The sequence below is a fragment of the Halomonas sp. SpR1 genome (assembly GCF_031010175.1).
Lineage (GTDB): Bacteria > Pseudomonadota > Gammaproteobacteria > Pseudomonadales > Halomonadaceae > Vreelandella.
Window position 1 is genome coordinate 1 of the sequence record NZ_JAUAMB010000041.1, and the last position, 24,204, is coordinate 24,204.

The 24,204-nt window shown below is 56.4% G+C and carries 15 protein-coding genes; 5 read left to right on the plus strand and 10 right to left on the minus strand.

What is annotated here, in order from left to right:
- Positions 1 to 171 precede the first annotated feature (171 nt).
- Positions 172 to 1,032 carry an ABC transporter ATP-binding protein gene (locus tag QT231_RS20815; RefSeq protein ID WP_308338721.1) on the minus strand — a complete coding sequence of 287 codons (861 nt, stop codon included), beginning with the start codon at positions 1,030 to 1,032 and terminating at the stop codon, positions 172 to 174.
- Between the two features lie 205 nt (positions 1,033 to 1,237).
- On the opposite strand from QT231_RS20815, the gene QT231_RS20820 reads away from it, so the two are divergent.
- Positions 1,238 to 3,376, plus strand: a complete 2,139-nt coding sequence (locus QT231_RS20820; protein ID WP_308338722.1) for a TonB-dependent receptor — start codon at positions 1,238 to 1,240, stop codon at positions 3,374 to 3,376.
- An 85-nt stretch (positions 3,377 to 3,461) separates the two neighbouring features.
- Here the strand turns inward: QT231_RS20820 and QT231_RS20825 are convergent, their stop codons facing one another.
- The 6 genes from QT231_RS20825 to QT231_RS20850 form a co-directional block, all read right to left on the minus strand.
- Positions 3,462 to 4,499: an iron ABC transporter permease gene (locus tag QT231_RS20825; RefSeq protein ID WP_308338723.1), complete on the minus strand. Its 1,038-nt coding sequence runs from the start codon at positions 4,497 to 4,499 to the stop codon at positions 3,462 to 3,464.
- Positions 4,496 to 5,500: an iron ABC transporter permease gene (locus tag QT231_RS20830; RefSeq protein WP_308338724.1), complete on the minus strand. Its 1,005-nt coding sequence runs from the start codon at positions 5,498 to 5,500 to the stop codon at positions 4,496 to 4,498. Before QT231_RS20830 ends, QT231_RS20825 begins: the two co-directional genes overlap by 4 nt.
- On the minus strand, positions 5,494 to 6,447 hold the full coding sequence (locus QT231_RS20835) for an iron-siderophore ABC transporter substrate-binding protein (protein WP_308338725.1): 954 nt from the start codon (positions 6,445 to 6,447) through the stop codon (positions 5,494 to 5,496). Before QT231_RS20835 ends, QT231_RS20830 begins: the two co-directional genes overlap by 7 nt.
- 72 nt (positions 6,448 to 6,519) lie before the next feature.
- Positions 6,520 to 6,855 (minus strand): AzlD domain-containing protein, encoded by a 336-nt coding sequence (locus QT231_RS20840; RefSeq protein ID WP_308338726.1) that lies wholly within the window; start codon positions 6,853 to 6,855, stop codon positions 6,520 to 6,522.
- A complete protein-coding gene (locus tag QT231_RS20845; protein ID WP_308338727.1) occupies positions 6,852 to 7,574 on the minus strand; it encodes an AzlC family ABC transporter permease in 723 nt (240 codons plus the stop codon). Before QT231_RS20845 ends, QT231_RS20840 begins: the two co-directional genes overlap by 4 nt.
- On the minus strand, positions 7,571 to 8,101 hold the full coding sequence (locus QT231_RS20850) for an XRE family transcriptional regulator (protein ID WP_308338728.1): 531 nt from the start codon (positions 8,099 to 8,101) through the stop codon (positions 7,571 to 7,573). The genes QT231_RS20845 and QT231_RS20850 overlap by 4 nt, the downstream gene beginning before the upstream one ends.
- Before the next feature lie 159 nt (positions 8,102 to 8,260).
- Between QT231_RS20850 and QT231_RS20855 the strand changes: the two genes are divergently transcribed.
- On the plus strand, positions 8,261 to 9,565 hold the full coding sequence (locus QT231_RS20855; protein ID WP_308338729.1) for an MFS transporter: 1,305 nt from the start codon (positions 8,261 to 8,263) through the stop codon (positions 9,563 to 9,565).
- A 104-nt stretch (positions 9,566 to 9,669) separates the two neighbouring features.
- On the opposite strand, the gene sstT is transcribed toward QT231_RS20855, so the two are convergent.
- The 3 genes from sstT to QT231_RS20870 form a co-directional block, all read right to left on the minus strand.
- On the minus strand, positions 9,670 to 10,893 hold the full coding sequence (gene sstT / locus QT231_RS20860; RefSeq protein ID WP_308338730.1) for a serine/threonine transporter SstT: 1,224 nt from the start codon (positions 10,891 to 10,893) through the stop codon (positions 9,670 to 9,672).
- 260 nt (positions 10,894 to 11,153) lie between these two features.
- Positions 11,154 to 11,474: a hypothetical protein gene (locus QT231_RS20865; protein ID WP_308338731.1), complete on the minus strand. Its 321-nt coding sequence runs from the start codon at positions 11,472 to 11,474 to the stop codon at positions 11,154 to 11,156.
- 145 nt (positions 11,475 to 11,619) lie between these two features.
- Positions 11,620 to 20,337: a GH36-type glycosyl hydrolase domain-containing protein gene (locus tag QT231_RS20870; protein WP_308338732.1), complete on the minus strand. Its 8,718-nt coding sequence runs from the start codon at positions 20,335 to 20,337 to the stop codon at positions 11,620 to 11,622.
- A gap of 590 nt (positions 20,338 to 20,927) precedes the next feature.
- Here QT231_RS20870 and QT231_RS20875 point away from each other — a divergent pair.
- The 3 genes from QT231_RS20875 to nadE all read left to right on the plus strand — a co-directional run bounded on the left by QT231_RS20875 (position 20,928) and on the right by nadE (position 24,171).
- On the plus strand, positions 20,928 to 22,577 hold the full coding sequence (locus tag QT231_RS20875) for a DASS family sodium-coupled anion symporter (protein WP_308338733.1): 1,650 nt from the start codon (positions 20,928 to 20,930) through the stop codon (positions 22,575 to 22,577).
- A gap of 214 nt (positions 22,578 to 22,791) precedes the next feature.
- On the plus strand, positions 22,792 to 23,307 hold the full coding sequence (locus tag QT231_RS20880) for a CinA family protein (protein WP_308338734.1): 516 nt from the start codon (positions 22,792 to 22,794) through the stop codon (positions 23,305 to 23,307).
- Between the two features lie 39 nt (positions 23,308 to 23,346).
- On the plus strand, positions 23,347 to 24,171 hold the full coding sequence (nadE, locus tag QT231_RS20885) for an ammonia-dependent NAD(+) synthetase (RefSeq protein WP_308338735.1): 825 nt from the start codon (positions 23,347 to 23,349) through the stop codon (positions 24,169 to 24,171).
- Positions 24,172 to 24,204: the final 33 nt, after the last annotated feature.

Below are 24,204 nucleotides of genomic sequence, written 5' to 3' on the forward strand. Positions count from 1 at the left end.
CCAGGGGCTGATCTCGATACTGGACGCGGTAAGATGGCTCAAACGTTCTACATGAACCGCCGTATACGGAACCGTACGTACGGTGGTGTGAGAGGACGGGGGAGGTAACTCCCCCTCCTACTCGATTTCTGGGGGAAGCCTAAGGATCGGAACATATGTCTAACTAAGGCATCATGCATTGCTATCTATAATGAGAGAGCTGCCAACCGCATTCAATTCCGTGAAGGTTTGATATCGCTTACGCGGTACACAAATCGGGCTGCCGCTTTCGGGGTCGTGGATGACATGGGCATCCAGATCGAACACGCGCTTGAGATTGGGCGCAGTAAAGACTTCGCTAGGCACGCCGCTGGTGACGATGCGGCCATCGCACATCATCACTAACTGATCAGCGTAGGCGGCGGCCAGGTTCAGGTCGTGGAGCACCAGCAGCAGGGTGCGGCCTTTTTCATGGGCCAGGCGCGAAAGTAGCTCCAGTAAATCCACCTGTACCTTTAAATCCAAAAAAGTCGTGGGCTCATCAAGCAGAATCAGATCAGTTTGCTGGGCCAGCACCATGGCAATCCAGCAGCGCTGTCGCTGGCCGCCGGAAAGCGCATCGACATTACGCTCGGCAAACTCCGTTACGTGGGTATAAGCCATGGCTTCACGAATGGCCTCGGCGTCTTGCTGAGCATTCTTCTGCCATAACCCTTGGTGCGGAAAGCGGCCCATGCCCACCAACTGCGTTACGCTTAGTCCCTCCGGTGCCACCGGGCCTTGGGGCAGAATCCCCAGGCGCTTGGCGACCTCTCGCGTCTTGCTGCGATGGATATCCTTACCGTCCAAATACACATGCCCGCCACTAGGCGTGAGCGTGCGAGCAAGGGTTTTCAGCAGCGTCGACTTGCCACTGCCGTTGGGGCCCAACAGCACCGTGAGCTTGCCTTCCTCAATGGCGATATCCACACCATCCAGCACGCGTCGTGTGTCATAGCCTGCCTGCAAGGCTTCGCCTGTCAAACGAGGAGGCTGGTGAGAAGGGTGTGTCATGGATGTGCTCATTGAGGTTGTTAACGCAGGCAGAACCGTAAGCCAAAATATTCTCATTTTCAATATTTGCCACTGGTAGTTGCTCGCAGCTCCAACCTGTTTTTCCTCGCGGAGTAGACCTTTATGTCTTTATGTGGATAATACAATCATTATCATTTAGATATGTATTTCGTTTTCTGGGAATCGTTCACTCAAAAGGTAAAAAATGCGCATTAAGACTCGCCCAGTATTGTGGCCCACAGTGACACTCGCCGGTTTGGTGGCGATCAGTCAAGCTCACGCGCAGGAGTCAACCACTGCTGAGTCACAAAGCGGCACCAGTGATGTCGACTCGACCATGGTGGTGACCGCCACCCGCAGCCACAGCGAAGCGGGGCAAACGCCACAGCGGGTAACGATCATCAGCCGCGAACAGATCGAGCAACAGCTAGCGATTACCGATGACCCGGGCCAGGTGCTCAGCAATCTGATTCCCTCTTACTCACCCAGTCGCCAAAAGCTCTCCAATGCGGGCGAAACATTCCGCGGCCGCGACGCGCTTTTTCTGATTGATGGTGTGCCGCAGTCCAACCCGCTGCGGGACAGCTCCCGGGATAGCTATACCATTGACCTTTCCATGGTGGAGCGTATTGAAGTCATCCACGGGGCCAGCGCCGAGCACGGTTTAGGTGCGACCGGCGGCTTGATCAACCTGGTGACGCGGCGTGCCGAAGGCGGGGGCATTAGCCAACACGCGGGCATTAGCCTGACCACAGATGATGATTTCCAATCGGGTGGGCTGGGCCACAAGCTGGACTACCGTATTAGCGGGCAGCAAGGCGACTGGGATTTCGTTGCCGCAGCCACTCGTCAGGAGCGCGGCGTCTTTTATGACGGCAACGACGAGGTGGTCGGTATTGCCTACCCAGGTGAGCTGCAAAACTCGGAAAGCTACGATCTATTCGGCAAACTGGGCTACTGGATCGACGATAACCAGAATGTTGAGTTCTCGCTTAACCACTTCGACCTGGAAGAGGGCAACGACTACGTGCCGGTAGCGGGAGATCGTGCGGCAGGGGTGCCGACCACTGCGCGTAGAGGCAGTCGTGACGGCGAACCTGGGTTTAACGAAGTGACCTCGGCGCGGCTTTCCTACTCCCACGCTGATTGGTTTGGCAATGAGTTAGATGCCCAGGTCTATCACCAGCGTTTCCGCGCGCGCTTCGCGACTACGCCTTTTTTCCCTTACCTGGATAGTGCGGGCGATACCCAATTCGACCAGACGCGCAATGAGTCTGACAAAACGGGTGCTAAATTCACCTTGAACCGTGACGGTATGCTGGATGACCGCTTGGGGGTGACGGTGGGTTTGGATGTACTGGAAGATGAGACAAGCCAAATGCTCGTGCATACCGGGCGTACCTATGTGCCGGAAAGTCGCTTCCGGAATTTGGCGCCGTTCCTGCAAGGCCAGTTTAAGCTAGCGGATCCGCTGACGCTGCATGCGGGGGTGCGTCACGAGCACGCTGAGCTTGAGGTGGGTAGCTTCCAAACGATTGATCGCAGTAATGTCACTCAAGACAACGTCAGCGTGGACGGCGGCAAGCCCAGCTTCGATGAGACGCTGTATAACGTCGGCTTAACCTATCAAGCCACCGACTGGGCCCAGCTGTATGCCAACTACTCGGAAGGCTTCGGCATGCCCGACGTGGGCCGGGTGCTGCGCGGTATTGGCACGGCGGGCCAGGATGTGGATAGCTTACTGCAGCTTCAGCCGATTTTGACCGAAAACCACGAGATCGGCGCGCGTTTTGACTGGGATGGCTATGGGTTAGAGATCAGCTATTACGAATCCAACTCGGATTATGGCCAGCGCCTTACCGAGCAGAATGGCACCTGGGTAGGCAGCCGAGAGAAAACCGAGATCCAGGGCGTTGAGATTACCGGCGACATGCAGGTGGCCGACAAGCATGATCTGTCGCTCTCTTACGCCCACACCGAGGGCAAGTCGGATCAGGATGGCGACGGTAGCGTGGATACCAAACTCACCGGTATCAATATCGCCCCGGATACGCTCAAACTGGGCTGGAGCGCCACCTGGAACGAGCGTGTTTCCACGCGCTTGCAGGGTAGCTACTACTTCGATCGCAGCGTCGATAACCCTGAACTTGATTTTGACGGCTACGGCTTAGTGGATGCTTCGTTAGCCTATCGCCTGCCCACCGGCAGGGTGTCGGTGGGTATCGAAAACCTAACCGATGAAGACTACATCACGTACTACTCCCAAGCCGCGAGGATTAGCGACGAGTACTACTTCACCGGGCGTGGCCGCACCTTCACGCTGGGGTACCAGCTGGATTTCTAAGCAGCCGTTTTCTGTTTTTTTATTTTCTATGCTCGATACTGTTTGGCGGCGCCCCGAGGGTGCCGCTTTTTTTCGTCAACAGGTTCTAAAAGCGAGCTCGCGATCTATGCAACAAATAGACAAAAAAGGGCGCGCCTATCCCGGCAACGAAAATGCCCGCAGGAAGGTCTTTGGGTAAAAAGACCACTCGGCCCAGCAGGTCGGCGTAAAGTACAATCAAGGCGCCGACCAGCGCTGATGCGGGCACCAAGCATGCCATATTGCGCCCCACCAGCCTGGCTGCCAGGTGGGGGGCAATTAACCCCACAAAGCTTAACCCCCCCGCAAACGCCACCGCGGCACCGGCCAGCGCCACGCTGCAGGCAAGCAATACTAATCGACTGCGTAGAATCGCCACCCCCAGCCCTTCGGCAACGGCGTCGCCCAGCGCCATGGCATCGGCATGGCGGGTGAAAGCTAGGCAGAGGGGCACCGTCACCAACAACCAAGGCAACATTCCTTGCACATCGTCCCATTGCGCCGCGTAAAGACTGCCGGTGAGCCAGACATAGGCGGTCATGGCGGCGGAGTCATCGCTGATTACGATTAACAGCGTAGTCCCTGCGCCCATGGCCGCTGCAAGGCCAATGCCCACCAGTACCATCCGCGATGGGCTGATGCCGCCTTTCCAGGCGAGGCTGACCACCAACAGGGCGGAGACCAGCGCCCCCAGCATGGCCGCCACGGGCAGCCAGTTGATGCTCAAGGTCGTGCTCAATAGTGCCAGGAACAGCACTGCAGCCAGCGCTGCGCCGCTGGTAATGCCGATCACGTCCGGGGAGGCCAGCGGGTTGCGTACAATGCTTTGTAGAATTGCCCCCGCTATTGCCAGGGCGGCACCGACCAGTATGGCCAGTAGAATTCTGGGCAGCCTTAACTCCCAAATGATAAAAGTGATATCGCTGCTTTGTGGCGCGGCGAGGGCGTGTAGCACCTGAGTGAATGAGGTGGGGAAGCTGCCTAAACAGAGCGACAGCCCGGCGCTGGCGATCAATAAAAGGGTTAGCATTATGAGGCTGCGCAGTAAGTGGTTACTGTCGCTCTGTGCCTTGCTATCGAGGCTTAACGTTGCTGCTTGTCTCATTGGCCTGCCATCTTGCGTCGCGCCAGGTAGATAAAGAAGGGCGTGCCGATCAGCGCCGTCATCACGCCGACAGGTATCTCTTGGGGTGGCATTAAAAACCGCGAGGCGAGATCGGCCAGCAGCAGCAAACAGGCACCCAGCAAGGCGCAGGCCGGCAGCAGCCAGCGATGGTCAATGCCAAACAGCCCCCGCGCCATATGAGGCACAATCAAACCGACAAACCCAATCATGCCCGCCAGTGCCACGGAGCTACCCGCCAGCACAATCACAATCAAGCCAAGCAGCAGCTTGATAGTGGTGGCCTGCATACCCAGCCCGGTGACCATATCATCGCCCAGTAACAGCGCATTGGCGTGGCGGACGAGCAGTGCGCTAAGTAAAAGCGCCCCACCGAAGAGCGGTAGCAAGGGCGCTACCAATGAAAGATCGCGCCCCGACACCGACCCCGCCAGCCAGTAGAGCACGCTTTCAAAACTTTGCTGATCAATCACCAGCAGCCCTTGGCTGAACGACACAAACATCGCCGTTACCGCCACTCCTGCCAGCACAACCCGCAGTGGGGAGAGCTCACCGTGGCGACCGCGGCTAAGCACCACCACCAGTACGGCAGCGACAAGTGCCCCTAATAGCGCGGCCCATACGTAGTGGGCGGGGGTATGCAGTGGCAAAAGTGACACCGCGACCACAACAAAAAACATCGCGCCAGCGTTAATACCCAAAATACCCGGCGACGCCAGTGGGTTACGCGTCATGGTCTGCATCAGTGCCCCGGCAATCGCCAGGCTGGCGCCCACCAGGGCGGCAACCACCGCGCGCGGTAAGCGCTCGGTTAGCAGAATAATATGGGCGATGTTGGCCGGGTCATAATCGGCGAGCGAGCCGAACAGAGACGATAGGGCGATCTCTGTTGTGCCTAACATCACGCTGGAAAAAAAGGCGCCCAGTGCCATCAGCGCCCCCAACAGCAGGCCAATACTTTTCGCGGCGGCGCTGTTCAGCATGAGAGTTCCTCGCTGCGGTTTGGCAAGGGAGCATGGCAAGCTAATCCATAGTGGCTATAGAGATCATCCAGCATGGCGTTGGCCGCTAATATGCCACCGCCCATCATCCAACTCACCGGATCAACCTCAAACACTCGCCCGCTTTGAACTGCTGACAGCTGTTGCCACAGAGGGTGGGAGGCCCAGTGCCGGTAATTATCAGCAATCGCGGGGTCATCCGGCTCTAGCAGAATAAACAGGGCGTCGGCATCCAGCACCGGAATGTTTTCAGTACTGGAGAGCTTCATTCCCCAGCTCTGGCTCTGCAGGGTATCCGGTTGCGCAAAGCCCAGCTCATCAAGAATCGAGCCTGCAAAGCCGCTGGTATAGATACGTACGTGATCGCTTTTAAAACGCACTACAGCGACTTTTTGCGGCCACTCAGCGCCCAATTTGACGGCGATCTGCTGGCGGAAATCGGCCACCCGGTCGTCCCAGCGCTGGAGTAGCTCACCGGCCTTGGCTTCGTGATCAGTGGCATTCGCCACCATCGTGAGGGTGGTCTTGAAGTTAAATACCGTAGGCGCTGATACCGTGGGAGCAATAGCACTTAATAGCGGCGCTATGCGCGCGTGGCGAAAATCGCTGGCAATCACCAGGTCAGGCTTCAGCCAGGCAATCTTTTCCAGGTTGGGTTGGGTTTCCAGCCCCACGTGCTCAACGCCATCAAGCGGATCACGCAGGTAGCGGTAGGTGGGCTTTTCCAGCCATGCATCGACTACGCCAATCGGCGTCAAACCAAGGGCCACGGCGCTGTCGGTCGCCCCTTGGTAAAGTGTCACAATGCGCGGCGAGACAGGGGGGCTGTGTAGCGGTTTGGCGGTCAACATGGCGGGCGTTAGCGCTGTCAGCGTTATCAGCAACACCCGCATTAAAACCTTCTTGCCATGGGTGTGTGCTATTAACATTAAGGTCACTTTACGACTGCCCAGGAGTGAAAAGTCAGGATAATGGCATGGCGTAAAAGCTAATGCAAAGCATTACCAAATGAGGGCCGTGACCTCCACCAACCCAAACACTGCAACGCCGGCAGCGACCGGCCAGCCCAATGAGCGTACCCGCGACCACACCAGTATCGTAACGGCAAGCCCGATGACGGTGGCGATCCAGGAAACAGCGCTGGGGTTAACCGGCACAATGGACACCCCCAGCACGGCGGCAATCATCAGCGGGCCAAGAATACCCAGCCACTGGGGCATGTTATTAAGGCCGGTAGTGCTATTGAGTCGTCGCTGCATCCATAAAAATGGCACTACCCGCATCAGCAGCGTGCCAAGGGCCGAAACCGCTACCGCTAGCCAGAGTGCGCTGCTCATTGCTCACACCTCTTGTTTTGGAATTTCAGCATATAGAAGCACAGTGCACCGCAAGCAGCCGCGAGAGGAATCGCCACATTGCTCCAGCCGACCAGCGTTAAACCGAGTGCCGCCAGAATGGTGCAGCCCATGGCCACGGCCCAGCGCTTATCGGTAAAGCGTGGTGCCACCATAGTCAGAAACAGCGCGGGCAGGGCGAAGGGCATAATCTCACCCAGCAGCGGCCAGCGGGCGGTAAACGCTTCGCCTGCGGTGGCGCCTACCGCGGTACCGATGATCCAGGCGCCCCAGGCCAGCAGCGATGCACCCACAAACCAACTAAAGCGCTTAGCCTCGGGCAGTTGGGGTAGCCGGGTTAAAGCCAGAGCAAATACCTGATCGGTGAGGCCATGCATTAGCCAAGGCCAGTGGCGGCTGCGTGGCAAGAACGCCGCCAGGTTGGGGCCGTACACCACATGGCGGACGTTAATCAGCAGCGTCATCGCCACCACCAACCACAGCGGTGCGCCGGTGGCGATCATACCCACAAACAAAAACTGCGATGCCCCGGCGTAGATCAGCGCTGAAATAGCCGTGGCCTCCAGCGTGCTGAAGCCTGCCTGGGTGGCGACCAAGCCAAACGACAGCGCCACCGGAATGTAGCCACCGAGGAGCGGAATGGCTTCGCGCACGCCCTGTAGTGCGCTACGCAGTGGAGAGTGCCTGGCAGCTTGATTCATGAAGTTTGGCCTTCTGCACCGTAGGTGATGGACATTATCAACGTGGCCTCCGCGGCCTGGGTGCGGTAAAGGTGTGGCTGGTCGGCGGGGAAGGTCACGGTATCGCCGGGGGTGAGCTGCGTAGTGGCGCCCTCTGGCCCCGCTTCCAGCCAGCCGCTAATCAGCGTAAGCGATTCGCGGGTGCCCGGCGTATGGGCTTCAGCATGACGCAACGTATGCGGCGCGCAGCGCATCCAGTAGGCGTCCACCTGGGGCGAGTCTTTGCCTTGATCAATCAAACGCACTTGCACACCGTCTTCCCCCAGCGGCACGCTGATAGGCGCTACCAGGGTGCCGAAAGGGACATTGAGCTGCACCGCAAGCCGCCAAATAGTATCGATGGTGGGATTGCCGTTGCCTTGCTCCAAGCGACATAGGTTGGACTTGGCGATCCCCGCCTCACTGGCTAATTGCGAAAGCGACCAGCCCCGCTCAAGGCGCAGTGCTTGAAGGTGTTGGCCCAACGTGTTGAGTGAGAGTTTATCCATAAGGCTGCCCGCTATCCGTTGAGCTGTTCTTTATATAGAACGTTCTATATAAAGAACGATAGCTTGTCAACGATCTCATCGGCCAACACCTTCGTAGCGAAGACTTTCAGTGGCATCCTTTATGCATGACCTATAGCGAGTCTGCTACGAGGAAGCGCAATGTATTCATTGGCCATGCTCAATCCGGTTAAATCGATCCTGCGCAGTGTGGCGCTTCTGTTGCTAGGCAACGGCTTGCTCAACACGCTGCTCACCTTGCGAGGTACGGCGGAAGGTTTTTCAAGCGCAGTGTTGGGGATCATTATGTCCGGCTATTTTGTCGGCTTCATCTGCGGCACCTGGGTGAGCGGGCGCTTAATTCGGCGTATGGGGCACATCCGTACCTTTGGCTTCTGCGCGTCTATTTGTTCATCGGTGGCGCTACTGCATCTTGTGTTTATCAACCCGTGGGTATGGCTGCCGTTGCGGGTGGTTTACGGGCTTGCGTTTATTACCTTGATTACCGTGATTGAGAGTTGGCTGAACAGCCAGGCGGCAGGACACGAGCGGGGGCGGATTTTCGCTTTCTATATGGTGGTCAACTTGGGCGCGTTAGCACTGGCTCAACAGCTGCTAAGGCTCTCTTCGCCTGAGGGTTTTTTGCTGTTTGTGGTGATCTCTATTTTGATCAGTTGGGCACTGTTACCCATTACCATGACCCGTCGCGTTCAGCCCAAAATTTCCGACCGACCCAAAAGCAGCCTACGCGCACTGCTGGGCTTTGCGCCGCTAGCGGTAGCTTCCGCCGCATTATCCGGGCTTGCCATGGGGGCGTTCTGGTCGATGACACCGATATACGCCACGCAGTTAGGGTTTGATATTGGCGGTGTTGGCTTGGTAATGAGCGTGGCGATTATCGGCGGGGCGCTGCTGCAGATTCCCATCGGGCGTTTCTCCGATAAACACGACCGGCCTAAAGTCATGATCTGGGTGGTGCTGTTTGCGGCGATAATTGCCGCGGCTATGCCCTTTGCGCCCAGCCACGAGGTGCTGCTGGGGCTCTATTTTATCTGGGGTGGTTTGGCGTTTTCGCTCTACCCGCTGGCGGTAGCGCAGTTGATCGATCAACTTCACCCGGATGAAATTGTCTCCGGCTCGGCGGATATGCTGGTCATGCACGGTGCGGGCTGTGCCGTGGCGCCGATCGCGGCGGGGTCGCTGATGAGCTTAGTGGGCGGTCATGGCCTGCCGCTCTATATCGCCTGCGTGTTTACCCTGTTGGGTATTTACGCCCTCTACCGCCGCCGTCGCGTCAGGGCGTTGGTCACTCATACCGCGCACTTTGAGCCGATGGTACAAAGTAGTGCAGAGGTGTTGGAAATGATCTTCGATGATGCCCAGCGAGACCTATTCGATGACCCGAGTTTTTATGAAGAGGATGAACGGGAGCGTTTGGCGAGGCTTGTTACATCATCCAATAATTAATGCGCGAGCGCCCAGGGGAAGGGCTGATATAGGAGGAGTGGCTGTTATAAGAAGCCACTCCTCAAGGTGAATGGTTAAAAGGTGAGCGGCTAAAAGGTGAACGGTTAAGCGCGTTTGCCTTCTTGCGCCTGACAAGCTGCCGCGGTGAACAGCACATCGGTAGAGGAGTTAAGCGCGGTTTCGGTGGAGTCCTGCACCACGCTGATCACAAAACCAATCGCTACCGCTTGCATGGCCACTTCCGTGGGAATGCCAAATAGGTTAGCGGCCATGGGAATCAGCATTAGCGAGCCGCCCGCCACGCCGGAAACACCGCAGGCCGCCAGCGCTGATACCACGCACAAAAGCAGCGCCGTGGGAAAATCAACGCTAATACCCAGTGTGTGCGTGGTGGCCAGGGTAATGACTGTAATGGTGATGGCCGCACCGCACATATTGATCGTCGCGCCCAGCGGAATGGAAATCGAGTAGGTGTCAGGGTCAAGCTTCAGGCGGCGACAAAGCTCAAGGTTGACCGGAATGTTCGCTGCCGAGCTGCGGGTGAAAAAGGCGGTAATCGCGCTGCCCCGCAGGCACGTAAACACTAGCGGGTAAGGGTTTTGTCGGGTGGTCAAGTAGACCAGCAGTGGATTACTCACTAGCGCCACAAACAGCATACAGCCCACAATCACCCCCAGTAGCTGGGCGTAGTTGAGTAGCGCGGCAACGCCCGATTCTGCCAGCGTGCCTGCCACCAAACCCAAGATACCCAGCGGCGCCAAACGAATTACCAGCGTCACAATGCGGGTGACCGCCGCGGATAAGTCGCTTAGCGCTTGGCGGGTGGTGTCGCTGGCTTGGCGCAGCGCCAAACCCAGGCCGATGGCCCAGGCCAGAATAGCGATAAAGTTGGCTTCCATCAGTGCGCTAACCGGGTTGGCCACCGCGTTTAATAGCAGATCGCGCATAACGCTAAAAATATCCCCGGGCGGGTTGCCGTCCACCTGGCCTGCATTCAATGAGAGTTCGGTGGGAAACAGAAAGCTGGCCGCCACGGCAATTAACGCCGCGATCAGCGTGCCCACCACATATAGCACCAGTACGGGGCGAATGTGAGTTGGCTGGCCTTTTTGGTGAGCAGAAATCGCTGCGGCTACCAGCACAAATACCAAAATGGGGGCTACCGCCTGCAAAGCGGCGATAAACAGCTGGCCAAGCAAGGCCACATCGCTGGCAAGGCCCGGAGCAAATAGGGCGAGCGCTACCCCGGCAACGATACCGATTAAAATCTGAGGGATAAGGCCCAGCCGTAAAAGTGGCCGGAATACTGCGTGGGCGGTGGCGATCATTGCGCAACTCTCAGGTAGTAAAAAATGGGGTGGCATTAGGGCGGTGGGCCGCTAACGCGCCTGAAAGGGGCGGTATTCTATCAGCTGATGCCTTCCTCCGTTACGCTGATATTCGCTTAGTCGATGAGATGGCTATTTTGATGGTTAGTAAAGGCACGCCAAATTGACTCAATAAAAATGCCCCAACCGCATAATCAGGTAGGGGCATTGATAGAGGGGGCTTTTTTGCACAGGCGAGTTAGCCGTGCAGAGTCAACCGTTTAGGCCGCCGTGACGCCGAGAGCGGCTGGAGCGGTTTGTTTTGGTTTGCGGATGAGCTCATCGTTGTCTGCGAGTAGCTCACTACCCCCAATGATCTCCTTATAGCCCCGCTGCGTTAAAGCCAGCACTTCAGGGGAAGAGCCCCACCTCATCAGCATATCATCCAGCAATTGCTCGGCTTTTTCAGCTTGGCCCCAGCGGATAAGTAGTTGGGCGATGGCGTAATCGCACTCGGGGGTATCGAACAGTTCATCCTTGATGTCTTGAATGGCGATGCGAAGGCCTGCCTGGGAAAGGTCGCTTGATGTTTCGCTATGCATATCACGGCTCCGTGTGATTGCTAATGGGACGACGGTTAATCTGAGATAACCGTCTGAATGTTAATGGCACTCTTAGCGTGCCAAGTTGAGACTAATATAGCCGTGAGCCAGAAGCAAATGTGAAAAATGGCTGACAAACAGTTAGTTAACATGGGTTATGTGATCGATGAATAAACACCTCAAGCTGGTGGTGTTGGCCATCCAATGGGACACGTACCTCTCCTTGCTGGAGTGCGAGGTGACGGCCATCAAGTTGTGCGTTAAACACCTCATCGGTGGTGATGACCTTAACCGCGTAGTGCGTGGCGGCAATGGTCAGCGTTGCGCTAAACCCTGGCCAGTCGTGGGGAAGGCAGGGGGCGATTACCTGCCAGCCACCTTCCCGACGAATACCCAGAATACCCTCAATACCGGCGCGGTACATCCAGCCCGCTGAGCCCGTATACCATGTCCAGCCGCCGCGGCCAGTGTGAGGCGCAACTGAGTAAACATCGGCGGCTACCACATAGGGCTCAACGTGATAACGGGCCGCGCTTTCTGGGGTGCGTGCATGGTTGATGGGGTTGAGTAACGAGAAAAGTTGCTGTGCCTTATCGCCTTCGCCTAATTTGGCAAAGGCCAGGATGGCCCACATAGCCGCATGGCTATATTGTCCTCCGTTTTCGCGCATCCCCGGCGGGTAGCCACTGATATAGCCAGGGTCGCGCTGGGGCTGATCGAAGGGCGGCCAGAACAGTAGCGCCAGTTGCTCATCGTGCTTGATCAACTCGCGCTCAAGGGAGTGCATGGCGAGCACCGCCCGGTGGGGCTCTGCCGCGCCAGAAAGCACCGCCCAGGTCTGGGCAATCGAATCAATTTGGCACGCATCGCTGTCTTTGCTGCCTAACCAGCTACCGTCATCGAACGTCGCTCGGCGGTACCACTGGCCGTCCCAGGCGTTGCTTTCCAGCGCAATACGCAAAGCCGTTGCGTGGGCGCGCCAACGCTCGGCGCGTGATGCTGACGGCTTTTTATAAGCTGAAGGCTCTTTAAAAGCTGAAGGCTCTTTAAAAGCTAAAGGCTCTGAATGTTCACGCGATTGGGCAAAAGGTAGAAACAGCTCCAGCGTATGCAGTAGCAGCCAGCCTAGCCACACGCTTTCGCCTTTACCCGCTTCGCCAACGCGGTTCATACCGTCGTTCCAATCACCGCCACCGATCAGCGGCAACCCATGTTCGCCGGTAAGCGATAGGCTTTGATCCAAGCCGCGGGCGCAGTGCTCAAACAACGAGGAGGTTTCTGCTGCCATCATCGGTTGGAAAAAACTGTCGTGCTCGCCAGGGGCTAATTCAGCGCCTTCCAGAAAGCTTACGGATTCATCCAGCACGGCGGTATCGTGGGTGGTGGCGATATAACGAGCACAGGCATAGGCCAGCCACGCCCGATCATCGGAAATGCGTGTACGCACCCCTTGGCCGGAGTGGGGCAGCCACCAGTGCTGAACATCGCCTTCAATAAACTGGCGGGAGGCGGCGCGCAGTAAATGCTCGCGAGTGGTTTCGGGGCTGGTGAAGGTTAACGCCATACCGTCCTGCAACTGGTCGCGGAAGCCATAGGCGCCGCTGGCTTGGTAAAAACCTGAGCGCGCGGTGATCCGGCAGGCAATGGTTTGGTACATCAGCCAGCCGTTGAGCATGATGTCCATAGCGCGGTCAGGGGTGGTCACTTGTACCGCGTTAAGCTGCGTTTGCCAGTGGGCAGTCACTATGGCGAGTTCGGCGTCAATATCCGCCTCGCGGTAACGCGCAATCAGTGTTTTTGCCTCGGCAGTGGAACTGCTCTGACCCATTAATACGACGATATCGACGCTTTCACCGGCCGCTAAGGTCACGCTGCGGTTAAGCGCGGTGCAAGGATCCAAACCCGCACCGTGGGCGCCGGAAAGCAAGGCGTGGCTGCGCAGCCCCGCGGGCGCTGCCAAACTGCCGCCGGGGCCGATAAACTCGCAGCGATCAGCCGTCCAGGAGGCTGGCGGGGCTCCGATATCCAGAAACGCTACACGGCCTGGGAAATTCATATTCCAGGGGTTCTCGACCAGCAGCGCGCCGCTATCGGCATCAGGGTGTGAGATAAGAAAAGGCGCCGATCCGCTGCGCGAAGTACCCAGCACCCACTCGGCATAAGCCGTCACGGAGAGCTTGCGGGGCCGCCCGGAGTGATTGGCAAGGCGTAGCCGTGAAATCCTAAGCGGGGCCTCTAACGGCACAAAGTGCAGCAGCGCAAGGGTAATTCCATCCGCTTGATGCTCGAACTGGCTATAGCCGAAGCCGTGCCGCGCTATGTAGCGGCCATGATCGCGTAAAGGGCGGGCCGTGGCGGTGAAGAGCGCCATCGACTCTTCATCGCGAACATAGATCACATCGCCACTCGGATCCATAACAGGGTCGTTTGACCAGGCTGTCAGCTGGTTTTCACGGCTGTTATCCGCCCATATATAGCCTGCGCCTTCTGCTGATACCTGAAAGCCGAAGCCTGCGTTGGCGATCACATTTATCCACGGTGCGGGCGTGGAACTCCCTGCCTCAAGTACCGTTACATACTCACGGCCATCCCGGGCAAAGCCGCCCAGCCCATTAAAAAACTCAAGTGCTGGGAGCGGCGTTTCACTGACATTGAGGGGGATGTGCTTGGGTAGGGGGCGTTTGATTAAGGAGTGGAGTGGCGTTGGTGCACGGAGTACGGGCAGCGTCAGGGCTAACTGGTTCTCTATGCTGCCGCGATGGGCCATTAACGCGACGCAGGCTATCGACTGAAGCTGTGTACGCACTTCCAAGCTCATCAGGTCGGCGCGTAGTGTTGTCACAGACCCCTGAGCGAAATCCTTTTTAAAACGAGGCTGGGCTTGGCTGCTAAGCACTGCGGTTTCAATGGCTTGCTGAAGATCCTGAATATAAGAGGAGGAGCGCTCATTGATGATCACCACATCCACGCCTAGCCGCTTCATACGCCAATATTCGTGGGCGCGCAGCAGTTGGCGTACCTGGCCAATGTCATCAATGCTATCGATGCGCATCAGAATAATTGGCAGATCGCCGGAAATGCCGTGTTGCCAGAGCCGCGACTGTGGCCCGGCACCGCGCTCAATGGCCTCGGCAGGCGCTCTAAAGCGGGCATCAGGGTAAAGGATCGGCGCGGCCAAGCGCTGAAAGTCAGCAGCTTCTTCAGGCTGAATGCCCAAATGGCGAAGCTGAACCTGTGCCTGAGTCCAGGCGAGGGTTTTAGCGCGCTCAAAAGCACTGCGGTCGTGATGTTTGTCAATCAGATCCATCAGCGCTTCACGGGAGGGGGCGACGACAGTCCAGTAAGCGATTCGGGCGGCATTGCCGGGGGCCACGCGCAGGCAGTAGCGCAGCGCAAAAATAGGATCCAGTACGCTACCGACACTGCCCGAAAGGTGCTGTCCCTCTGCCAGCGCTGAGGCGTGGAGCATGCTTCGGCCGCGGCCTAAGAACTCGGCTCGGTCAGTCTCGAACTCTAGCTCGCCAATTATATCGCCTTCAACTACTGCAAAATGAGCCGCCCACACCTGCGCTTCATCGGGCGAGCGCCGCCGTCTTGTGGCGATCAATGCGTTGAAGGCTTCCAGATACTCGGTCACCACAAACATTTTTGCAAAGGCGGGGTGGGCATTGTCGGCATTCGGGCTGGTCAAGACTAATTCTGAATAGGAGGTAAGCGTGATGTCGCGGGCGTGGCGGCTGTTATTAGTGAGCGAGAGGTGGCGAACTTCGCTGTCGTCCTCGCCGGAAACCAGCACCTCCATATGACTGGTGATATCGTCGTGACGATGGCTGTAGCGGGCATAATCCTCGGCAAATATCGCGTAGCTATGCTCATCGTTTACCTCGGCTGGGTGTGCCGCCGTTTGTCCTGTGGCGGTCCACACCCCGGGATGTTTGCTGTCGCGTAGAAAAATAAAGCTGCCTAAGTGGTCGCGGGTGGCGTCCGGCTGCCAGCGACTAATGGCAACGTTACGCCATCTGCTGTAGCCACCGCCGGTGGCCGTGAGCATCACCGAGTAGCAGCCGTTGGAGAGTAAGTGAGTAACAGGCGGGCCACTGGCCGTTGTTGACGCGCGGCGAATGGTTTGTGCCTCGTTTATTGTCTGACTGGCGGTGGATTTCACCTCTTCCGCACGGGGGTGGGCAATCGCCACGTTACGTGGAACGCGCTCTTGAAGCAGCAGTTCGCTGGCTTGGATCATCGGTTCGCGGTGAAAACGGGCGCGCATCTGGCCATAATTCAAGGTATTGGCAATAGCGGCGATGGTCATGCCCTGGTGGTGGGCCATAAAGCTGCGCACAATCACCACGCTTTCCCCGGCGGGAAGCCGCGAACGGGTGAAATCGAGCGCTTCGTAGAAGCCGTAGCGGCCCAGCGCTCCCATCTCCGTTAAGCGTTTGAAGTTGCGACAGGCGGCGCTAGGGTCAACCATGGCGGCTAACCCGGTGGCATAGGGCGCAATAACCAGGTCGGCAGACAACCCCCGTTTGAGACCCAAACCCGGCACCCCAAAATTAGAATATTGATAGGTAAACTCCATATCCCGGGCGTTATAGGCGGATTCAGAAATACCCCAGGGCGCGGAGAGCTGGGCGGCGTAGGTCTCTTGACGCTTCACCACCAGCCGGCTGGTTTGCTCAAGCAGGCTGCCGCCCGGAGCGCGCATCACCAGCGATGGCATCAGGTATTCAAACATCGACCCTGACCAGGAGATCAGCGCTGAGCCAAAGGTAACGGGCGTGGCGGCACGTCCTAACCTGAACCAGTGGCGGGTGGGAATATCGTCTTTGGCAATGGCAAACAGGCTGGCCAGCCGTGCCTCGGAAGCCAGCAGGTCGTAGCAGCTGGTATCCAGGCAGTTGTCGTCGAGTGAATAACCAATCGACAACAGTTGGCGCTCGCGATTGAACAGGAACGCGAAATCCATGCCCAGTGCCAAGCGGCGCGCTGAATCCGCAAGCTGTTGAAGGCGCGAGGCGATTGCCCCCTCGGTCAGGCTGGGCGAGGTATCCCGGTCATGGCTGTGTTGAGCGGCTGAGGCCTGTAAGGCTTCCAGCCAAAACTGCAGATCTTCGCTATACGCGTCGCTATGCGAACTAAGGGGCGTTCGCGCCAAATTTAACGTGCTATCCATCAGTGCGGCGATATTTGCCAAGCATTCCAATGACATCACTTCGCCATTCAGCTGGGCGTCAATGGCTTCGAACTGCACACTCAATTGAACCGCTAATTTTTCCTGCAACGTTGGAACCTGTTTGAGTGCCTGTCGGGCAAGGTGGAGCGTGTCGGCAATACCCACACGTGGATCCGCTAGATAGCCTGTCGCCTGCCAGCTTTCGCAGGCATTGGCGATAACGATGAGATGCCCGGCGAGATTGCCGCTATCCACCGTTGATACATAGCGGGGGTTAAGCGGGCGCAGGTCGTGGGTGGCGTACCAGTTGTAAAAGTGACCCCTGTAGCGGGGGAGTCCCTGCATTACGGCTAGCGTTGCTTCTAATCGCTCAAGCGTCTCATGGGTGCCAATCCAGCCGAAGTCCCGCGCAGCCAGGGTGGAGAGTAGATAGAGCCCCATATTGGTTGGCGAGGTGCGCTGAGCGAGGGCGGGCTGGGGATCCTCTTGAAAGTTATCCGGCGGTAAGCGGTTATCTGTGGTGGTCACAAAGGTTTCGAAATAGCGCCAGGTTCGCCGTGCAATTGCTCGTAGTTCAAGGGCTTCTTCTGCCGAAATGCTGGGTTGAACTACAACGCTTGTGCTGCTGCTCAGCCAAGATGCCACTGCCGGAGCAGCCAACCAGAGTAGCGCCATGGGGAGTGTGATTGGCCATGTGTGGCTGGCTGTCCAGAGTGCACTGATAGCCACCGCTATCCCCAGTACGGTGCCGGGCGCCATGCGTTGGTAGAATCCCAGCACCGTCAGCGGTGGGCTTTTCATCGACTGCGCGGCAGATGTCCATTCAAGCAGACGTCGGTGGGTGATCAGCACACGAACTAAGGTTTTGGCAATGGCGTCCAGCATGTGCCACGCCTGGTCAGGCAAAAAAATGATCAATAGCAGAATTTGCACGCTACCCAGTTTTAGTTCGTCAAACCAAAGGTGGTAGTGGTGGCGCAGCTTTGCCCACGCCCGGAAGGGAACAAATGAGGCGGTCAAAGAGAGCAGTATCGGTGCGCCGACAACCGCCAGTAATAGCAGCGTACTGACGACGGCCATGCTAAGCGGTAATTGCCAACTGATGGCAAGGCTTGCCAGGACGAATGGTGGTAACACTGAGCGGCGCAGGTTGCCAAGCATTTTCAGTCGCCCGGTGAGCGGCAGTGCCGAGGCGATTAGCCAGGGGAGCAGTTGCCAGTCGCCGCGTGTCCAGCGGTGTTGGCGCTTGGCGGCCACGTCATAACGAGCCGGGAAGTCTTCAATCACTTCGATATCGGAGGCAAGCCCCGCACGGGCAAACACCCCTTCAAACAAATCGTGACTGAGCAGGCTATTATCGGGCACCCGGCCAACCAGCGATGTTTCAAAAGCGTCAACGTCGTAAATACCTTTACCGGCGAACGAGCCTTCGCCGACCAGATCCTGATAGAGATCTGAGATGGCGGCGGCGTAAGGATCGATACCCCCGGGTGCAGAAAATAACCGCTGATAGATGGAGCCCTCGCCCCCCGTGGGCAGCGATGGCGTGACGCGAGGCTGCAATATCGCGTACCCCTCCACGACCCGGCGTAGCTTTAGATCCATACGTGGCTGGTTTAGCGGATGTGCCATTTTACCGATCAGTCGGCTTGCGGCGCCTCGGGGCAGGCGGGTGTCAGCGTCCAAAGTGATGACGTAGCGTACATCTCTGGGCAGTGGCGGCGGGTCGATAAAGGTGGTATCCGCTGCGCCACGTAGCAAGCGATTTAGCTCATGCAGCTTGCCACGCTTACGCTCCCACCCCATCCAGATATTTTCACTTGCGTTAAACACCCGCCGCCGGTGCAGCAGAAAAAAGCGTTTGTCGCTGCCGGTTGTTCGTAAACCACCAGGGGCATGTGAAGTGCCCAGAGTGTGTGGGCCGCCTGGGGCTTGTGAGCTGCCTAGAGCGTGTGGACAATAACGCGCATTTAATTGCTCAACCGCTGCATAGGCGGCCGATAAAAGCGCGGCTTCAGCGGGCAGTTCCGCCTGTGAGGCATCGACCCCATCAAGTAGTAGCGCATAGCTGAGCGCCCCGTCACCGCTAGATAAATGGTGCACTTCAAGACGCTCAATCTGTTCGCGCAGGTCTTCTTCGCTGGTCAGCAGCGTAGGTACCACTATGAGTGTTCGTAGCTGGGTTGGCACACCTTTGGACAGATCCAGGCCCGGCAGGGGCTGAGCGTCGATAGAGTAGATAATCAGGCGGTTAACGATCAGCGTTGCTACTTCCATAATGGGCAGAAAGCCGAACGCTCCCAAGAGCATGAGCCAAAGTAACGGCACGTCTCCTATCGTAATGGGTAATGAAAGCAGTAGCCCACCCGACAGCACCATTAGTGTCAGCGTTACGGCAGCCATCATCACGATATAGCTACGAATGCCATGGTGAATGAGTGTCCGGCGCAGCCACTGACGAGGGGAGGGAGTAAACCGTATCTGGTGCTCCAGGGATAGTCGACCTGATCCAACCAAAAAATAGCCAGGGTCTCCCAGGCGGGCCGCTTCGATTGGGTCGCCATTACTGGCCACTGCCTGGTGAGCAAATGAGAGCGCCACGTCGACTACCTCGAGCTCGCTGTATTGAGAGCCTCGGGCGAGCTGTTCTACCGCACTGCGATACTGATTGCGGGTGGGGAAGTCGAGCTGATCAAAATGGCTCTGCTGGCGTAGCCGCTTATCCACCAAGCTAACGCTCTCAAACAGCTCGGCCCAGTCGATGCTAGAAACAAAGCGCATGCTGGTAATGATATTGCGTACGGTGACGTTGGCGGCACCTTGGCGCTGCTGAGCGTGTTGAACCATCTCGTCGATGGTTTCACCCTGGTGGCTTAGCTGCTCATCAAGCCAGCCTGCCAGGGGGCTGCTACGCGGGTCTAAGCCACGCAGTCGCTTGGCTAATTGTGCGGTGAAAGGTTCTGCTAGCGGTCCTGTGTAAAAATTAAGGGTACTGGTTTCAAGGTGAAAAGCATGGCGTGCCGGTGAGGTTTGCTGGTCGGTGGACGTAAGCCACTTTGCCGCCAAAGCATCGGCTTCGTCTCTCGCTGTTTGTTCGCTGCTAATTTGGTCGGCAAGTCGGCGCAAGTTCTCAATCAGCACAATACGCAACGTGATTGCTACCGCCCAGAGTTCGCCAATAGTCAGTGGCTGAGTGCGCTGATAAGCGGTGATAAAGTTCTGCAAATTTTCCAGGTCGATGTGGCTGTCGGTATGCGCCACAAAGGCCCAGGCAATGCCGAATACCCGTGGGTATCCCGCAAAAGGCCCGTTGGCTAACTTCGGTAACTGGCGATAATAACCGGGGGGAAGATCGCTGCGGATCTCACGAATTTGAGCTTCAATCAGGTGGTAATTGTCGAGCAGCCAGGCGGCGGCAGGCACAATTTCGCGACCACTCGCCAGCGCTGTGGCACTGGCGCGGTAAACAGCCAGCAGGGTGTTAGCGTTATCGTTGAGCCGTCGTGTTAACGGTACTACGTTGGGTGGCGTGCTGGTCACTGCTTGTTTAAGCGCCAAGCTGCCTGCGTGCTGTTCAAGCCGCTCTGCGCTAAAGAGCTCTTCTCTGACTGGGGCAGTAGCGTTCCACGGCGCTGCAAACGTAGGGTGCGGACGCACAAAACGGAGAAGATGTTTCACAGATTCCATCCTGATGAGAGTGCACTTTCGCGCACAACCGATGCTTCCTTACCAGAACAATGGCCGTGCAAAGGGGGGCGTCCGTTCGCTAGCACACATAGCACTTATTCACTGCGCTGGGCAGGACACACAAGCTACTTTGATAAAGATTATAAAGCGGTAAAACCGCCGGCAATCTAGCCTGCTTCGCGCCTGTGAAGTGTTCGGTAGCCTCCTCGCAGTCGCGTTACTGTAGTGATAAGGCAGGTAGTAGCAAAAAGTATAGCCAAGATTGGAAAGTATTCTGAAAGCAGGTAAAAAATCACCAGCGGCAACACGGTTGTGGCACCTTTGGGCTAGCCTTGATTATTGGAAGCTTTAGTTAATAGTAATGCTAATTTATGTAGTTAATACGCTTACATTAATATTCCACCCTGCTAATGATTAAACTAAAGTTGTTAGACTTTGGTTGTAATTATGGGTAAATAACTGGACTAATTGCCTATTGCAGTCAATAAAGGGCGCCAAAGGAGGTTCCGCGTTGCCCTCGGGTGGCTATTTGTTTGGATGCCTACCCTCGATTTGTTCTTTTCACTCTGACCGTAAGTGGCGAAAATTGTATGCATAAAACTGCCCTGATGACGGTATGGGATCAGCTATGGCACTCCCACTACCAAGCCAAAAACCTATTGATGTGCGCGCTGCCAACAGGTGGGGCCGCCAATGCCGCGGCCGCCAGTGCCAAGCGTAACCCTTCCCCTCAACCCAAGCCGCCCGCCTACACCACGCCTCAGAAGGTTGGCTTAGTGCTTGGCCCGCTGCTGTTCGCCTTGGTTGCGCTTTTTTTTCATCCTGAAGACTTAAGCTTTGAAGGTCGCATGGTGCTGGCCACTACCTTATGGGTAGCGGTGTGGTGGATCACCGAAGCCATTCCTATTCCCGCCACCTCTCTGTTGCCTATCGTACTGTTGCCGATTACCGGCGCACTGGAGGGCAGTACGGTGACGGCCGCTTATGGCAACCCGATTATTTTCCTGTTTTTGGGCGGTTTTATGATTGCCCTGGCGATGGAGAAGTGGGATTTACATAAGCGTATCGCGCTGTCGATTATCGCCGTGCTGGGTACCAGTATTAACAGCATCGTATTCGGCTTTATGGCCGCGACCGGCTTTTTGTCGATGTGGGTCTCCAACACCGCGTCGGTGATGATGATGCTGCCTATTGGTACCGCTATCGTGTATCAGGTAAGCCAGGAGCTGGCGAAAACTGATGGTGACCACAGTGCCGAAATCGATAAGTTCAGCAAAGCGCTGATTTTTGGTATCGGCTACGGCGGTACCATTGGTGGTTTAGGTACGCTGATTGGTACTCCGCCGAATATTATTCTTGCCGCGATTGTGAACGAGCTGTTTGGCATCGAGATTTCTTTCGCTGGCTGGCTGATGTTCGCCTTTCCTGTTGTGGTGGTTTTGCTATTTACCACGTGGCTACTGCTGACGCGGGTGTTTTTCCGTATTGAATTTAGCCATTTGCCGGGTGGTCGAGAGCTTATCAACAAAGAAAAAGCGGCCTTGGGCAATACCAGTTTCGAAGAGAAAGCGGTGCTGGCGGTGTTTTTATTCGCTGCCTTTATGTGGATTACCCGGTCGTTTTTGTGGCAGGGGCAGATCATTAATATCCCCGGCATTAACGACACCATGATCGCTATTGTCGCGGCGCTGCTGCTGTTCTTGATCCCTTCCAAGAATAAAGGTGGCTGTCTGCTGGGTTGGGATATCGCCAAAGATGTACCTTGGGGTATTTTGCTACTGTTCGGTGGTGGTTTAGCGATTGCTGCAGGCTTTGGCTCATCCGGTCTGGCGGAGTGGATCGGCGGGCAGATGAGCGTGCTGGAAGGCGTCAACTTCCTACTGGTCATTCTGCTGGCGACCGGCATGGTGCTGTTCTTGACCGAAATCACCTCGAATACCGCCACAGCCACCATGATCCTACCGGTGCTGGCGTCGCTAGCGCTGGCGCTGGATGTTCACCCCTTTGTGCTCATGGTGCCCGCTGCCATGGCGGCCAACTGCGCCTTTATGCTGCCGGTAGGCACCCCACCCAACGCGATTATTTTTGCCACCGGCAAGATCAAAATCATTGAAATGGTGCGCACCGGTTTCTGGATCAACATTATTGCCATGTTGCTGATTGTGGCAGCGGTGTACTTCCTACTGCCGGTAATGTGGGGGGTTGATCTCACCAATTACCCTGACGCCTTCCGTCGTTAGTAACGCTATTTAGTGATTAATTGCCCCGCCATCGTGCGGGGCTTTTATTAGCAGCGGTTAAGTCACCCTGTGAGCATAAACAATATTAATATTCACCATAGAGGTTAGACAAAACAAAGCTCTTAACTATATTGCCTAAATGATAGTGCCTAAGTGATGGTGCCGAAATGGCGCCAAGAAGGTTGGGGTTCATGGTGTGATAAGGAGATGAGCAATGGAGCTGCTTGAAAAAGTTAGCGAGTATTTGAAAAATCATGAACTTAAAATGGCCACAGCGGAGTCTTGTACTGCGGGGTTGATTGTTTCCGAACTCGCCAGAGTACCAGGCAGCGGTCAATCGATAGACTGCGGATTAGCGGTTTACTCACCCGAGGCCAAAAATCGCTACTTAGCCGTCAGTTTTGAAACCATCGATAACCATGGGTTAACTAGTGAAGCAACAGCGCGTGAAATGGCATTGGGTGCATTAAATAATAATGATGCCAATGTGGCGCTGGCCAATACGGGGATTGCAGGGCCTGAGCCGCACGATGGAATCCCCGTCGGTACGGTATGCTTTGCCTGGGCCTTTCGGCATAACCAAAAGATATTCCTAACCACCGAGACGCGGCGTTTCTCAGGTGACCGGAATCAGGTTCGTCTCGCCGCCGCCCACTACGCGCTGGAAATGGTTCCGCAGCAACATGGTGATGTGCTAGCAGGTAACGCGCCGCGTGTTGATGAGTCGTAACAACGATTTCCTATACATTGCATGGAGGCAGAACGAGCAATGACTAACCAAGCAGATCAGCAACAGCTTATTCAGTCAGCGTTACAAGCGAAGGCATCTATAGCGCCGCTTGATGAAATCAATGCCCGGGTCGATTTCCTTTGCAGCCAAATGATAGAGACAGGCCAGCACGGGCTAGTATTGGGTATCAGTGGGGGTGTGGATTCTACCGTCGCGGGGCGCTTAGCCCAGTTAGCCGCCGAAAAAGCCCGCGATAAAGGTATTGACGCTTGGTTCTACGCTATGCGCTTGCCTTACGGAGAGCAGAAAGATGAAGACGATGCCCAGCAGGCACTCACCTTTATCGACCCTGATGAAGTGTTAGATGTAAATGTAAAGCCTGCTAGCGATGCGATGCTAACTTCTCTGGAAGAAGGGGGGTTGAGTTTTAAAGATGCTGCCCAGCGGGACTTTGTATTGGGCAATATCAAGGCGCGACAACGCATGGTCGCCCAATATGCAGTTGCGGGTGCTAAATCTGGTTTAGTAGTGGGAACTGATCAAGCGGCGGAAGCATTGATGGGTTTTTTCACCAAATATGGCGACGGTGCTTGCGACTTGGCGCCACTTACCGGTCTTACCAAAGCTCAGGTAAGAGAAATCGGCGCCGCCTTGGGGGCGCCCGCCTCCCTGGTCGAGAAACTACCCACTGCTGATCTAGAATCCCTTAACCCCCAATTGGCTGATGAAGAGGCACTAGGGGTCACCTACGCTGAAATTGATGCGTTTCTTAGCGGTCAGGAAGTCAGCGAGCAGGCTTACACGACCATTACCCGCACCTATCAACGCACCGATCATAAACGCCAGCTACCTAAAACACCGTAGCCCCATTTTATACAAGCTCAACGCAAGCGCTAA